Source organism: Collinsella aerofaciens (genome assembly GCF_015554145.1).
Classification (GTDB): Bacteria; Actinomycetota; Coriobacteriia; order Coriobacteriales; family Coriobacteriaceae; genus Collinsella; species Collinsella aerofaciens_AA.
Map to the genome: position 1 here is coordinate 74,747 of NZ_JADNHZ010000004.1, position 14,647 is coordinate 89,393.

Consider the following 14,647-nt stretch of genomic DNA (forward strand, 5'->3'; position numbering starts at 1 on the left):
CGGGGTCATCCTCCAAAACCAACCCGGACATGTGCTACCAAAGCCCGGGCACCACGGTATGAAGTAGCCGCGCGTGCGTGATAAAAACATGTTGCCGTGAAGCAACCCGATGAATGATAGCAGGAATGCCTCTTCCTGCCAACCCGCAATCAAAACCACACACCTGAGTGCGGCGCGGGACGTCCCAGCCACTATTCGCCGCGGGGATGGGCTTGAGCCACGGCACGTTTAAGCCGATCGGGTGTGAGATGCGTGTAGATCTGCGTCGTGGACAGGCTCGCATGACCTAGCAGCTCTTGAACCGAGCGCAGGTCCGCACCGCCCTCGAGCAAGTCGGTCGCAAAGGTATGGCGCATCGCATGCGGGGCGATGTCAGCCGGAATGCCGGCGAGCGTCGCCAGCGTATGGAACCGCCGCCGAAGCATCGCGGCGCTCATGCGATTGCCGCGCGCCGATATAAGCAGCGGATGCGGCCCGGTAGCGAGGTCGCGGCGCTTTGCCCGAGCGAGCAACTCCGGCCTCCCCTCTTCAATATAGAGACGCGTCGCATCGAGCGCACGACGATACAGAGGGACGATACGCTCCTTGCTCCCCTTGCCCCACAGGCGCAGCGTGCGCTCGGACCATGAGATGGATTCCACATTGAGCGCCGCAAGCTCTGAGATGCGGGCACCCGAGGCATAGAGCAACTCGAGCATCGCCGCATCGCGCAGTCCCGCGGGTGTTGAGGTATCAGGCGTCTTGAGCAGCGCCTCGACCTGCTGGGTCGTAAGGACGCCCGGCAGGTCACGCGGCAGCTTGGGCGACGCGATCGCCGAGACCGCATCGCCCTCGACAATCCCCTCGGCAGCCATCCAGCGATAGAGAGATCGGATAGCCGACAGGTGCGCCGCAAGCGTTCGGGGAGCCACCTGCTCACGCGAAAGCTCGGCAAGATAGCGACGAATGGTGCGCACGTCGGCAGCGAAAGCATCAATATCCTCGCGCTCGCACCAGGCAGCAAAGCGCTCCAGTCTCGAGCCATAGGCCGTCACCGTGTTGGGAGAAAGCCCCTCAACGCGTGCGATATAGGCGATAAAAGAGTCGACGGTGTCGTACAGGTCAAAGGCTATGACCGGTCGCCTCCAAACAAGTCGGAACGCGTGGCCAAGTAGGCATCGAGGGCCTCGAGCGCACGGTCCGCATAGGCCTGATAGCGGTCGCGCTTGCTGCGGCGCTTACCGTCCTCGAGCGGCGGCACCAGGCCAAAGTTGACATGCATGGGCTGATAGCCCACGGTGGCAGGATCGGTCGCATAGCCCACGAGCGCACCCAGGGCGCCCACGCGGGGCAACTCGACGGAATCGGCGCCGATAGCCTCTGCATAGGTGTTGAGCGCCGCGAGCAGACCGGTCGCCACGGCTTCCATGTACCCCTCGGTGCCGGTGATCTGACCGGCCAGGCGCACGCCGGTACCGGGCACGGCAAAGGTGCCATCGAGCACGTGCGGGGCGTCGACAAAGGTATTGCGGTGCATGACACCGTAGCGGAAGAACTCAGCGTTCTCCAGGCCCGGCACCATATGGAAGACGCGCTTCTGCTCGCCAAAGGTCAGGTTGGTCTGGAAGCCCACCAGGTTATAGGCGGTCTTCTCCTTGTTCTCGGCACGCAGCTGAATCGCCGCCCAAGGGCGACGTCCGGTACGCGGGTCGGTGAGGCCGACGGGCTTCATGGCGCCAAAGCGAATGGCGTCCTTGCCGGTGCGCGCAACCTCCTCGGCAGGCTGGCAGGCCTGGAACAGATCGCCGCCCTCAAAGTCCTTGAGCACCACGCGGTCGGCCGTGGTGAGCGCCTCGATAAAGGCCTCGTACTCCTCCTTGTTGAGCGGAGCGTTGAGATAGTCGCCGCTCCCCTGCTCCTCGTAGCGCGACTGCGAAAACAGCACGTCCATATCGAGCGTGGAGGCATCGACGATCGGCGCCGCGGCATCGAAGAACGCAAGGGCGTCGCCACCGACGAGCTTCATGACCTCTTCGCTCAGCGCCGGTGAACACAGCGGGCCCGCGGCAATGACCACGTGGCCCTCGGGGATCTGGGTGACCTCGCCGTGAACGACCTCGATATTGGGGCGGGCGGCAACCTCAGCCTCGACGAGCTCGGAGAATGTAACACGGTCGACCGCCAGGGCGCCACCAGCGGGAACAGCAGCGCGATGGGCGCAGTCGAGCAGGACTGAACCCATGCGCTCAAGCTCGGCCTTCAGCAAACCAGCCGCGGAATCCGGACGGGTCGACTTAAACGAATTGGAGCAGACGAGCTCTGCCAGGTGATCGGTATGGTGAGCCGGGGAGCTCACCTGGGGGCGCATCTCGCACAGCTTTACGGCAAACCCGCGGTCTGCCAGCTGGATCGCGCATTCCGAACCCGCCAGACCGCCACCGATAACCGTCACCTGATCGAACTGCATCTGCAAACACCTTTCTAATTGACACGTTTTCCATTGTGACCGAAGGGCGTCTGGGCGTGAAGGGCAAACTTGGAGGGCGCATACCTTCCATCCATCATGCGCTCGATAAGGCCCTCGAGTTCAAGCGAACCCAAGAGTTTGAGTACGCCGACAGCATCGAGTGAGACGAGCGCCGCGATGTCGTCGACCTTGAGCGGAGAGGCGATGAGCGCATGCATCACGGTCTGCTGTGTTGGATTCAGGTCGGCAATGCCGGGAGCATCGGGGCGCGAGTAGCGCAGGGTGCCGTATATGCGAGAGATAGCCATCTCGATGGACTCCTCGTCGACAATGCAGCAGGCACCGTTCGCAATGAGGTAATTCGTGCCACGCGACTCGGGCGATAGGATCGACCCCGGCACGGCAAGAAGTTCGCGCCCCAAATCCATAGCAGCCTCGGCTGTAGAAAACGTCCCGGAAGGCATACCCGCCTCGGATACAAAGAGGGCTTGCGACAGGGCCGCGATCACGCGATTGCGACGCGGAAAGGCAAACTTGCGCGGACCCATGCCCCACGGAGAGATCGACACGACCGCGCCGCCCGTATCGAGCGTGCGCGTAATAAGCCCCGCGCTCGAACGCGGGTAGACCACGTCGGCGCCCGTCCCCAGCACCACGACGTGTTTGCCGCCGGCGTTGACCGCAGCCCAACCCGAGGCCTGGTCACAACCGACTGCACCGCCCGAAACTACCGTCACTCCCGCCTCAACCGCCACCTTCGCCGCAAGCTCTGCCACGGCAAGACCATACGGCGAGGCCTTTCGCGCACCGATGATGGAGAGCGCGGGCGTCGAAAGCGCCTCGGGGTTGCCGCGCACATAGAGCGTCTGAGGTACATCAGAAAGCTCCAAAACGGTCTCGGGATACAACGCGTCACCTGGATGCAGCTCGAAGGTCCCCTCAGCCATCATTGGTCCCTCCTTCCCTGGTACATCGCCGCCTCGAGCACGTGGTCCTGCGTCACCTGCTCGCTCTCGGCGACATCTGCGATCGTGCGCGCAATGCGAACAAGGCGCACGATGCCACGCCCTGTGAGATGCGTGCGCTTCGACAGGCCGAGCACACACTTCTCCGCCGCATCATCGAGCTCAAAGGTCGAAACGACGCCGTCAATGGACCGAGTCTCGTCATCCTCGGCCTCGGCATCCGCATCGTCCATGCGGGATTCGCGCCAAGCGCGAAAGGCGCGACCGCGCACAACGTAGTCACGTAACTCGGCCGACGACATGCCCTCCGCACCCTCGATAATCACTTGAGGGTCGGGACGGGTCACATCGATCATCATGTCGATACGGTCGGCCAAAGGACCGCGCAGTTTAGACCGATAGCGCTCGACCATCGCCGCCGAGCAGCGACACGGCACCTCGCGATCGCCCAAAAAGCCGCAGGGGCAGGGATTGCTCGCAGCCAGCAGCTGAAAGCGCGACGGGAAGGTAAAAGCCCCGTCGACGCGTACGATCCTCACGTAGCCGCGCTCGATGGGCTGACGCAGCGTCTGCAGCACGCCAGTGGGAAACTCGGCAAGCTCGTCCAAAAAGAGCACGCCGCCATGAGCAAGGCTGATCTCACCCGGGTGCACCGGGCGCCCACCGCCGATAAGACCTGCGGTCGAAATACTGTGATGGGGACTGCGGAAGGGCCGGTGCCCCGCCAACAAGCCATCAATGTTCTCACCCAAAACCGAATGGATGCACAGCGCCTCCTGTTGATCCTCAACGGAAAGCTCGGGCAGGATGCCGGTCATACGACGCGCGAGCATCGTCTTGCCCGATCCCGGGGACCCGATCATGAGCAAGCCGAGTTCTCCTGCCGCCGCAAGCGCCATGCCGCGTTTAGCGACTTCCTGCCCCAGCACGTCGGCATAGTCGAGCTCAGGCTCAAAGGTCGCCTCGACGCCCTCGGAATCCAGATAGTGCCGAGCCGCCTCGCCCATGCCATGGGCAAGCTGAGACAAATGATCGATGAATCCACAATCCACGCCCGCGAGCGGCACATGCTGGTCTGACCTGCCGGCGATAAAGGACAGCCCCATATCACGCGCCAATAGCTGAAACGCCACCTCGCCCTTGACGGGAAGCACCGTACCGTCCAAGCCGAGCTCGCCGGCGATAAGGCAGCGATCGAGGTTGTCACGGGGAATCTGCCCATCGGCCGCCAGAACCGCGATGGCGATGGGCAGATCAAAGCCGCTACCGGTCTTGCGAATATCGCCGGGCGCTAGGTTGACCGTAATGCCCGAGCGTGGGATCTCGAACCCGGCGGAGCGCATCGCGCAGCGAATACGACCGCGTGACTCCATCACCTCCATACTCGGAATGCCGAGCATTTGGATGCCCGGAACACCACCGGCAAGCGAGACCTCGACCGTGACGTGAATCGCCTCGACGCCACGGATGCAGGCCGCGTGAACGGCAAACGTCTCGAACGCCATCACGACACCTGCCAATCGAACGCGTTGTACTGATGCTCGATCTCGGCGATATGCCCGCCACGAATGGTGACACCCACGGCATCGAAGCGAATCGCCTTGAGCGGATAATGCTCCATGAGATAGCAACTTGCGATGCGGCGGTAGCGGCGTTGCTTTTGGGCGTCCACGGCCTCCTCGGGAAAGACCCGCGTGCTGCAATCCAGTGCGACGCGTCTGGTCTTGACCTCGGCCATCACCACGACATCGTCGAGTTCATCGAGCAGCACCAGATCGGCCTCGCCCTCGGAGCAACGATAACCCTGCTCCAGCAAGGTGTAGCCGCGCTCGTTAAAGTAGTCGATGGTGATCAGCTCGCCCAGCATGCCCAGCTCGCGGGGACTGAGTCCCTTGATAAACTCAGGCGTCATCGCCCCGCAGTCGAGCTCGCCGTTTTCCCAACGCTCCTTGAGCTGCTGCGTCTTGCTCTTTTTGCTTGCGGCACTCATGGGGTCTCCTTTCCCGCACGCTGCATTGCCCCGATGATGAGGGCACCTTTCGTGCGGGTAAGTACCGGAAGCAAACCAAAAGCTGACCAAATGCCGTCAAAAAACGGGCCGTACGCAGCAATGGTGTTGCATACGGCCCGCCACCAGCAGGTTTATAAAACCCCAGAGGTCCCTGTCTCCACAATTGACCTAGAAAAGGCGCTCAGTCTGCAGAAAGTTTCCGCAAAAGCTCACGCGGTGCAGTGGACAAAGTCCATGTTTGCGAATGGCCTCGATATGCTCGGGGCTTGCATAGCCCTTCGACTCGGCCAGATGGTACTCGGGATACTCGGCGTCGTACTCGACCATCATCTCGTCACGCGTGACCTTGGCCATGATGGACGCCGCGGCGATGCAGGCGATTTTGGCATCGCCCTTCACCACATCGCGCTCGTTAGGAACGGCGCCCAAGGGGTTACCATCCATGAGGACGCAGTCGGGCTCAAGTCCCGTATCGGCCACGGCGCCCGCAACGGCGGTACGGATAGCACGGGCCATGCCCATTTCATCGATATCCTTCGGCGCGATATGGCAAAAACCGATCGCCGTCGCCACCTCGGCAATCTTCACTGAGAGCAACTCGCGGCGCGCGGGCGTGAGCTTTTTGGAATCGTTGATGCCCCAGACGCGCGGCTCCATAGGAAGGCAGACGGCGCATACCGTCAAAGGACCGGCCACCGATCCGCGACCCACCTCGTCGACACCAACGACTACCCCATCGCCGCCAAGCTCATGCATAAGCTCGTACATGTCATTGACGCGCTCGCGCTCGGCAAGTTCCTTGGCATGGCGCTTAAGAGCACGCTCGCAAGCCTTGATCACCTGCTGGCGCGGGTCCTCGCGATAATGCTCCACGAGGGCGGGGATCTCCTCAAACGTAGCGCTCGCCAACTCACCGGCAACCTCCGATGCCGAAACCGAGCTCGTCATATTGGCCATACCAGGCCCTCCTTGCATGCAAATCAGATAAAAAGAAGGGCCACCCGAAGGTGACCCTTGTGTCCAAACGAGTGGACAGACGCTGCGATCTTCTTAGCGCTTCTCGGGGATGCGAGCAGCCTTGCCCACCTTGTCGCGGAGGTAGTACAGCTTGGCGCGACGGACGCGACCATGACGAACGACCTCGAGCTTGGCGATCTTGGGGCTGTGAAGCGGGAAGGTACGCTCAACACCGACACCGAAGGACATCTTGCGGACGGTGAAGGTCTCGCGGGCACCGGCGCCGGCCATGCGGATGACGTCGCCCTGGAAGACCTGGATGCGCTCGCGGTCGCCTTCCTTAATGCGGTAGTGAACCTTGACGTTGTCGGCGACGCGAACCTGAGGAATGTCCTCGCGGATCTGCTGACGCTCGATTGCGCGGATGTAATCCATGTGCAATTCCTTACTCTTCTAGAGGTGCCGTACCACCCTGGCCGGCACGTAGTTGAACAAACGTATTTGAGTATACACGCGCGGGTTTCTGCTGCAAGAACAATTTTTTACGCAGACAAAAAGACAAAACCCGCACATGATAACCGCCCGCCTCACGAATGAGACGGGCGGTATGAAGGGGCGCTACGCTAGGCGTCGATGCGCAGGGGGCTAGGCGCTGCGCTTGGCCTCGAGCTTGGCCTGAGCGGCAGCCAGGCGCGCGAGGGGCACGCGATAGGGCGAGCAGGACACGTAGTCCACGTTGGCCACGTTAAACAGGCCCTTGATGGACTTGGGGTCGCCGCCGTGCTCGCCGCACACGCCAAAGTGCATGTCGGGATTGGTGGCGCGGCCCTTCTCGACGGCCAAGCGCACGAGCTCCAGCACCGCCGTGTCGATAGTCTCGAAGGGATTGTCCTTCAGGATCTTCTTGTGCATGTACAGCGGGATGAACTTGGCCTCGGCATCGTCACGAGAGAAGCCGAAGGTCGTCTGCGTGAGGTCGTTGGTGCCAAAGCAGAAGAAGTCGGCATGATGGGCGATCTCGTCAGCGACCATGCAGGCACGCGGCAGCTCGAGCATCGTGCCCACGGGAATATTGAGCTCGACGCCTTCCTCGGCGGAAACCTCTGCGATCACGCGCTCGATGACCTCGCGGGTCTGGACATGCTCAGCCGTGATGGAAACGAGCGGAACCATGATCTCGGGGCGCGGGTCGACACCATCCTTGATAAGGCGGGCAGCAGCCGTGGCCACAGCGCGGACCTGCATGAGCGGCAGATCGCCAAAGACGACGGACAGGCGCACGCCGCGCAGGCCGAGCATCGGGTTGGACTCGACCATGCCGTCAATGCGACGCAGGCGGGCGCGCAGGACGGCAAGCTCTTCCTCGCTGACGCCAGCGGCTTCCTTCTTGGTGATGGCGACCTCGAGGTCGCGAGGATTATCCAGGAACTCATGAAGCGGCGGATCGAGCAGGCGGACGACCACATCGCAACCGGACATGGTCTTGAACATCGCCAGGAAGTCCTCGGTCTGAACCTTGAGCAGGTCGGCCAGGGCCTGCTGCTTCACGGCCTCATCGTCAGACAGGATAAAGCTCTGGATGATGTTCTTACGGTCGCCTAGGAACATGTGCTCGGTGCGGCACAGGCCAATAGCCTCGGCGCCAAACTCGAGTGCGAGCTCGGCATCCTCGGGATTGTCGGCGTTGACGCGCACATGGTTGGCATGGCCACAGGTCTCGTCCAGACGAATCTCATCGGCCCAGGACAGGATAGTGTCCAGATCGCCGGTGAGCTCGGCCGAGACCAGATCAACGGCGCCGTCGACGACGATACCCTGGGTACCGTCGATGGAAATGACATCGCCCTCGCGCAGCACGCGGTCGATGCCCTCGATACGCACGACCTTCTCGGCGGCGTCGATGTGGAAGCGCTCAACGCCGCAGACACAGGGCGTACCCATGCCGCGGGCGATAACGGCGGCATGGCTCGTCTTGCCACCGTGGCTGGTCAGGATGCCCTCGGCGGCGACCATGCCCTTCAGGTCGTCGGGGTTGGTCTCCCAACGAACCAGAATGACCTTGTGACCCTCGTTGGCGCGCGCGACGGCGTCATCACTCGAGAACACGACCTCGCCCACGGCGGCACCGGGGCTGGCGTTAAGGCCGCTGGCCAGGGCCTCGTACTTCTTGGAGGCGTCGAACTGCGGGTGCAGGAGCTGATCGAGCTGTGCGGGGTCGATGCGGCTCACGGCCTCCTCGCGGGTGATGAGGCCCTCCTCGACCATTTCGATAGCAATGCGCAGGGCGGCAGTGGCGGTGCGCTTGCCCACGCGGGTCTGGAGCATCCAGAGCTTGCCCTGCTCGATGGTGAACTCGATATCGCACATATCGCGATAGTGATCCTCGAGCGTCAGGAACACGCGCTCGAGCTCCTCGCCTGCGGACTCGAGGCCCGAGGTGGTCTTGAGGTCGGCGATGGGCTCGGTGTTTCTGATGCCGGCGACGACGTCCTCGCCCTGGGCATTCACCAAAAAGTCGCCATAGAACTCCTTGGTGCCGTCGGCCGGGTTGCGCGTAAAGGCGACGCCGGTCGCAGAGGTCTCGCCCTTGTTGCCAAAGGCCATGGCCTGGACGTTGACGGCGGTGCCGAGCTCGTCGGAAATGCCGTGCTGCTTGCGGTAGATGCAGGCGCGCTCGTTCATCCAGCTGCCAAAGACGGCCTGGATGGCAAGGCGCAGCTGGAGCTCCGGATCGTGCGGGAAGACGTGCTTACCGTCGGCGACCTCGAGCTCGGGGTACAGGGCGGCCTCGACGTTATCGGAGAAAATGCCCTTAAAAGTCTCGACGAGCTCCTGCAGGTCCTCGGCCGAAAGATCGGAATCGACGCGAACGCCGGCGACCAGGCGGGCCTGGGTCAGGGCGTTCTCGAATAGGTCGGCGTCGACGCCCATGACGACGTTGGAGAACATCTGGATAAAGCGACGGTAGCTGTCCCAGGCAAAGCGCGGGTTCTGCGTCTGCGCGATAAGGCCCTGGACGGAATCGTCGTTGAGGCCCAGGTTGAGGACCGTGTCCATCATGCCGGGCATGGAGAACGGAGCGCCCGAGCGAACCGACACGAGCAGCGGATCGGAGGCATCGCCGAGTTTCTTGCCGCAACGGGCCTCGAGGTCCGCCTCGGCGGCAACGATCTCATCGAGTGCGCCTTCGGGCCAGACGTTGCCGGCACCGGAGTACTCGACACAGGTCTGGCAGGTAATGGTAAAGCCACCGGGAACCGGCAGACCGATGCGGCTCATCTCGGCAAGGTTTGCGCCTTTGCCGCCAAGCACGAAGTTCATGGATTTGTCGCCCTCAGTGACACAGGTGCCCTGGGCGTCGGTTCCAAAACGGTAAACCCTCTTGCAATCGCTCACGATACTTCCCCTTCCATGCGCTTGCGCGCACGACCGTGGTAACGAATCGACCCGCCGGATGCGGGCCGTGAGGGAACTATACGGCGGGTTTTGGACAGGCTTGAGCAGAGGGTGCGCGGTTTGGTAAACGTGCTAAAACCGGCGGTAAACGGTAGGTAAAGGTGGCTACCTTATGAAGATACCACTACAAGGAAAGTGCAGGTCGGATGCGATGTATTTGCTAAATCGCTTTACCATTTATCAGCATTATTTCCAAGTATTCTCTTTGGTTAGCTAAAAGAGCCCCGTCCCAAATTAGCTACCCAAACAACCTTGTCCCAAGTGAGCTACTTTTGTTGAGCGCGGCGGGCGGCACGGCGGGCTCTTGCCTCTTGAATCTCTTCGAGGTGAGCAATGATCTCGGCAGCGCTTTCCTCGATGGCTTTGCCGTCGGTACGCACAACAAAGCAGCCTAAGCGCTTCATGAGGGCACGAGCTTCCTCAAGCTCGCTGCGCACGCTCTCAGGCTCGGCATAGGAGCCGGCAACGGCACGGGCGTAGTCATCGCCCAAGCGGCTATCGCGAATCTCAGAAATAACGTCGACGGTCGAAATCAGGCCGAACAGGTGCATCGGGTCAACCTCGTAAATCGACTTGGGCGGCTCCATGCCATGCGCCAGTGGGACATTGGCGACCTTGTAGCCCTGATAGGCTAAATACATCGACAGCGGCGTCTTGGATGTACGCGACACACCCAGCAGCACGATATCGGCACCCGACAGATCGTCGCAACCACGACCGTCATCGTGCTCAACGAAATACTCCATGGCCTCGATACGATGGAAATAGCGGTCATCGGTCTTGTGAATCACGCCCGCAACGCACTTGGGCGGCACACCGATGAGCGACGACAGCACGGCAAGCGTCGGGCCGATCAGGTCGACCGAACGGATATGCAGCATACCCAGGTAATCGAGCACGCGGGCGCGAAGCGCCGGATCGACAATGGTATGGAACACGGCGACATCGCGATGGTCGGCATCGACGCGCGGCCCCACAAATGACTTGACCTGCTCCACGGAGGTCACCTTGGGCAGGCGCAAAACGCGAAAAGCCCCTTCATCAAATTGCCCGGACGCCGCAAGCACCACCTCACAAGCGGTATCGCCGAGCGAGTCGGAGATAACGATAACGGTGGGACGAGCGGTGACCGGACAATCCATGCGGGGCTCCTTTTGCGCTTATGCGCAGGCTGGCTTACTTTTTGCGGGCAAGCTCACCGATGTTGGCAATGCCGGAGAAAACGGCCTCGAAGCGGTTGAGCAGCTTAAGGCGATTATCGCGAAGCTGCTCGTCCTTGTCCATGACCATGACCTCATCGAAGAAACGGTCGATGGGCGCGCGCAGGGCGGCGAGGGCGGCAAATGCGGTCGAGTAGTCCTCGGCAGCAAGGGCGGCATCGACGGCGGTCTGAGCAGCCTCGGAGGCGTCGGCGAGCGCAAGCTCGACCTCGCCCATCAGGCTGCGGTCATACTCCGCACCCAGCTCGGGCTTGGAGATATGCGCGGCGCGGGCATAGGCGGTCGCCAGGTTGTCGAACGTCTCAGCGTCGTTCTTGCGGGCCTCGTCGAGGACGGCGCAGCGGGCGAAGAAGACGGACGGGGCGATGATGTGCACCGCGGAGACGGCGGCGACGGTATCGGCCGGAATCTTTTCGTCGCGGGCCATGCTCACCAGGCGGCCATGGAAGAAGTCACGAACCTGCTGGGCGACCTCGGCGGCGTCGAACTCAATGCCCTGCTCACTGTAGAGTTCGAGGGCAAAGTCGATGAGCGACGTGGGGTCGATCGGCAGACGGTCGCGCAGGATGTTGATAATGCCGATAGCGGCACGACGCAGCGCGTAGGGGTCGGAGGAGCCGGTCGGGGGCTCGCCGATGGCAAAGATACCGGCGATGGTATCGAGCTTGTCGGCGCAGGCCACGATGCAGCCAGCGGTGCCCTCGGGCAGCTCGTCACCGGCAAAACGGGGACGATAGTGATCGCGAATAGCATGGGCGACCTCGTCGTTCTCCCCCATCGCGGTCGCGTAATAACCGCCCATCACGCCCTGCTGGCTCGTGAACTCGACGACGGCGTTGGACACCAGGTCTGCCTTGCACAGGTGTGCGGCGCGAGCAGCGTCGGCGGCAAGATGGGCGCCCAGGTGAGCCTCGCGGGCGATAGCGAGCGCGAGCTGCTCGATGCGCTCGGACTTGGCGAGCACGCTACCGAGCTTCTCCTGGAAGGCAACCTTGGACAGACGCTCACGGAACTCGTCGAGGGAGATCTTCAGGTCCTCCTCGTAGAAGAACTTAGCGTCGTCCAGACGGGCGCGCACGACGCGCTCGTTACCGTCGATCACGCGCTCGGCGTTCTCGGGCTTGCTGTTGGAGACGACCACGAACTCACGCGTCAGCTTGCCCTCGCCGTCATAGATCGGGAAGTAGCGCTGGTTGGTGAGCATGGACTCGCAGATAATCTCGTGCGGGACCTTGAGGAACTCCTCGTCGAAAGTACCGACGAGCACCGTCGGCCACTCGCAGAGGTTAATGACCTCCTCAAAGACCTTCTTGGGCGTATCGACATGGCAGCCGGGGCGAGCGGCCTCGACCTCGGAGATACCGGCAAGGATGGCCTCGCGACGGCGCTCGGCAGAAAGCACGCCGGCGTCCTCGAGTACCTGCTCGTAGGCGGCGGGGCTGGCGACAACGTGGTCACCGGGGCCGAGCACGCGATGGCCGCGCGTGGTGTTGCCGCTCGTCACGTCGGCAAATGACACAGGCACAACATCCTCGCCCAGAAGGCAGCAAATCCAGCGGACCGGACGCACGAACGTCGCGTGCTCGTGGCCCCAGCGCTGGGAGCGGTAGTTGGGCCACTGCAGGCCGGCAATGGTCTTCTCGCACAGGGCCGTCAGGATCGGGGTTGCCGGTGCGGAGGGAATGTTCTTCTCGGCAAAGACATACTCGCGACCGTCGGTATCCTCACGACGGACCAGGTCCTCGGCAGCCACACCGCACTTGCGGGCGAAGCCCTGGGCGGCCTTGGTGGCGTTACCGTCAGCGTCGAAGGCGATGTTTGCCGCGGGGCCACGCTTGACCTCGTGAACCTCATCGGTCGCGGTGGCAACGTCGGCAACGAGCGCAGCCAGGCGACGCGGGCTCGAGATCACGCGGACCTCGCCGTGGGCCAGACCGGCCTCGTCGAGACCCTTGGCGATCATGGTACCAAGCTGCTTGACGGCATTGTTCAGCGGTGCAGAGGGCATTTCCTCCGTACCGATCTCAAACAGGAAATCCTTAGCGTCTGCCATGGCTTACGCCACCTCGCCTTCCTGGTCGGCATTCTCGTTGACTCCGGCGACCTCGGCCATGTAGGCCTCGCAGCACGCCTTGGCGACGGCGCGGACGCGCAGGATGTAGTTGGCACGCTCGACCGCGGACAGGGCGCCGCGGGCATCGAGCAGGTTGAAGGCGTGGCTGCACTTCATGACACAGTCGTACGCCGGCAACGGCAGCTTGCGCTCCAGGCAGGAATGGCACTCGGCCTCGTAGTCGTCAAACTTCTGACGCATCATCTCGACGTTGGCGACCTCAAAGTTATAGGCACTGAACTCGCGCTCGTTCTCGAGGAACACGTCGCCGTAGGTCATGGGCGTGCCGTCGGGCAGATAGCTCCACACCAGATCGTAGACCGAGTTGACGCCCTGAGCGTACATGGCGATACGCTCCAGGCCATAGGTGATCTCGACGGGCACGGGGTCGACCTCGATACCGCCCACCTGCTGGAAGTACGTGAACTGCGTGACCTCCATGCCGTTGAGCCAGACCTCCCAGCCAAGGCCCCAGGCGCCCAGCGTCGGGCTCTCCCAGTCGTCCTCGACAAAACGGACGTCATGGTCGTTGGGGTCCAGGCCAATGGCAGCAAGAGACCCCAGGTAAAGCTCCTGAGCATTAACCGGAGAGGGCTTAATGAGCACCTGGAACTGATAGTAGTGCTGCATGCGGTTAGGGTTCTCGCCGTAGCGGCCGTCGGCGGGACGGCGGCAGGGCTGCGCATAGCAGGTGCGCCATTCGGCGGGACCGAGCGAGCGCAGCGTGGTCGCGGTATGGAAGGTACCGGCACCGACCTCGGAGTCATAGGGCTGCATAATGACGCAGCCCTGCTCGCCCCAGTACTGCTGGAGGCGCAGGATGATGTCTTGGAAGGAAAGCGATGAAGCGTTCATGCCTCTAATATCCCCTCGTCGAAACGATTACACGGTTAGGTACTGTACTATAGCGGTTTTTAGTCGATAGCGCCGATGCGGTTGAGCGGCCAGTAGCGCACAAGCGCCACAGCGATCAAATCAGAGCGATCGACGGGACCAAAGTAGCGCGAGTCGGCAGAGTTTTCGCGGTTGTCGCCCATCACCCACACGCACCCGTCGGGAACGGTGTAGGGATAACTCACCTGGGCGCCAGGCGCTTGGACCGAAAGCGGCCAACTCATGCCAGTCGTATAGTCCTCGTCGAGCGCTTGGCCGTCAACGACCACCTTGCCGTCCTGCAGGTCGACCGTCTGGCCGGCCGTGGCAATAACACGCTTGACAAGAACATCATGCTCGGAAGTGGCATCGGGGTTGTGGAACACCACGATATCACCCTGTTTGACGGGCTGACCGAGCTCGAGGCTCACCTTTTGTGCCAGGATCTGGTCGCCAATCTCGATCGTGTCCTCCATGGAGCCGGTGGGTACCACAAAGGGCTCGACCACAAAGGTGCGGATCAGGAAGGTGGCCACGAGCGCGATCGCGATGACCGCGACCCACTCAAAAGCGCCCCTCAACGCGGAATGCTGCGATGGAACCATT

The 14,647-nt window shown here is 62.3% G+C and carries 12 protein-coding genes; all 12 read right to left on the reverse strand.

The genetic code is table 11. The features are described 5' to 3' along the window. Positions 1–191: 191 nt before the first annotated feature. Positions 192–1,112 carry a tyrosine recombinase gene (locus tag I2E13_RS02625; RefSeq protein ID WP_195404125.1) on the reverse strand — a complete coding sequence of 307 codons (921 nt, stop codon included), beginning with the start codon at positions 1,110–1,112 and terminating at the stop codon, positions 192–194. Beyond that, complete coding sequence (gene trmFO / locus I2E13_RS02630; RefSeq protein WP_195239256.1) at positions 1,109–2,446, reverse strand: methylenetetrahydrofolate--tRNA-(uracil(54)-C(5))-methyltransferase (FADH(2)-oxidizing) TrmFO; 1,338 nt, start codon at positions 2,444–2,446, stop codon at positions 1,109–1,111. Before trmFO ends, I2E13_RS02625 begins: the two co-directional genes overlap by 4 nt. Positions 2,447–2,460: 14 nt before the next feature. Further along, positions 2,461–3,393, reverse strand: coding sequence for a DNA-processing protein DprA (locus I2E13_RS02635; protein ID WP_117745984.1), 933 nt, complete (start codon positions 3,391–3,393; stop codon positions 2,461–2,463). Beyond that, positions 3,393–4,916 carry a YifB family Mg chelatase-like AAA ATPase gene (locus I2E13_RS02640; protein ID WP_195404103.1) on the reverse strand — a complete coding sequence of 508 codons (1,524 nt, stop codon included), beginning with the start codon at positions 4,914–4,916 and terminating at the stop codon, positions 3,393–3,395. Before I2E13_RS02640 ends, I2E13_RS02635 begins: the two co-directional genes overlap by 1 nt. Then, complete coding sequence (locus I2E13_RS02645) at positions 4,916–5,401, reverse strand: YraN family protein (RefSeq protein WP_117637238.1); 486 nt, start codon at positions 5,399–5,401, stop codon at positions 4,916–4,918. Before I2E13_RS02645 ends, I2E13_RS02640 begins: the two co-directional genes overlap by 1 nt. A 189-nt stretch (positions 5,402–5,590) precedes the next feature. After that, complete coding sequence (locus tag I2E13_RS02650; RefSeq protein WP_195404104.1) at positions 5,591–6,379, reverse strand: ribonuclease HII; 789 nt, start codon at positions 6,377–6,379, stop codon at positions 5,591–5,593. Between the two features lie 93 nt (positions 6,380–6,472). Continuing rightward, positions 6,473–6,814 carry a 50S ribosomal protein L19 gene (gene rplS, locus I2E13_RS02655; RefSeq protein ID WP_006236098.1) on the reverse strand — a complete coding sequence of 114 codons (342 nt, stop codon included), beginning with the start codon at positions 6,812–6,814 and terminating at the stop codon, positions 6,473–6,475. Positions 6,815–7,024: 210 nt separating this feature from the next. Further along, positions 7,025–9,775: a pyruvate, phosphate dikinase gene (gene ppdK, locus I2E13_RS02660; RefSeq protein WP_271817584.1), complete on the reverse strand. Its 2,751-nt coding sequence runs from the start codon at positions 9,773–9,775 to the stop codon at positions 7,025–7,027. A 326-nt stretch (positions 9,776–10,101) separates the two neighbouring features. After that, positions 10,102–10,977, reverse strand: coding sequence for a pyruvate, water dikinase regulatory protein (locus tag I2E13_RS02665; protein WP_117797758.1), 876 nt, complete (start codon positions 10,975–10,977; stop codon positions 10,102–10,104). 34 nt (positions 10,978–11,011) lie between these two features. Beyond that, a complete protein-coding gene (gene glyS, locus I2E13_RS02670) occupies positions 11,012–13,108 on the reverse strand; it encodes a glycine--tRNA ligase subunit beta (RefSeq protein ID WP_195404105.1) in 2,097 nt (698 codons plus the stop codon). A gap of 3 nt (positions 13,109–13,111) precedes the next feature. Next, on the reverse strand, positions 13,112–14,023 hold the full coding sequence (locus tag I2E13_RS02675) for a glycine--tRNA ligase subunit alpha (protein WP_006236091.1): 912 nt from the start codon (positions 14,021–14,023) through the stop codon (positions 13,112–13,114). Positions 14,024–14,082: 59 nt separating this feature from the next. Continuing rightward, on the reverse strand, positions 14,083–14,646 hold the full coding sequence (gene lepB, locus I2E13_RS02680; protein ID WP_055250011.1) for a signal peptidase I: 564 nt from the start codon (positions 14,644–14,646) through the stop codon (positions 14,083–14,085). Position 14,647 lies beyond the last annotated feature (1 nt).

Coding starts and splice junctions, on each gene's coding strand:
- trmFO (WP_195239256.1), bottom strand. CDS start 2,446: ATGCAGTTCGATCAGGTGACGGTTATCGGTGGCGGTCTGGCGGGTTCG.
- I2E13_RS02635 (WP_117745984.1), bottom strand. CDS start 3,393: ATGGCTGAGGGGACCTTCGAGCTGCATCCAGGTGACGCGTTGTATCCC.
- I2E13_RS02640 (WP_195404103.1), bottom strand. CDS start 4,916: ATGGCGTTCGAGACGTTTGCCGTTCACGCGGCCTGCATCCGTGGCGTC.
- I2E13_RS02645 (WP_117637238.1), bottom strand. CDS start 5,401: ATGAGTGCCGCAAGCAAAAAGAGCAAGACGCAGCAGCTCAAGGAGCGT.
- I2E13_RS02650 (WP_195404104.1), bottom strand. CDS start 6,379: ATGGCCAATATGACGAGCTCGGTTTCGGCATCGGAGGTTGCCGGTGAG.
- rplS (WP_006236098.1), bottom strand. CDS start 6,814: ATGGATTACATCCGCGCAATCGAGCGTCAGCAGATCCGCGAGGACATT.
- I2E13_RS02665 (WP_117797758.1), bottom strand. CDS start 10,977: ATGGATTGTCCGGTCACCGCTCGTCCCACCGTTATCGTTATCTCCGAC.
- glyS (WP_195404105.1), bottom strand. CDS start 13,108: ATGGCAGACGCTAAGGATTTCCTGTTTGAGATCGGTACGGAGGAAATG.
- I2E13_RS02675 (WP_006236091.1), bottom strand. CDS start 14,023: ATGAACGCTTCATCGCTTTCCTTCCAAGACATCATCCTGCGCCTCCAG.
- lepB (WP_055250011.1), bottom strand. CDS start 14,646: ATGGTTCCATCGCAGCATTCCGCGTTGAGGGGCGCTTTTGAGTGGGTC.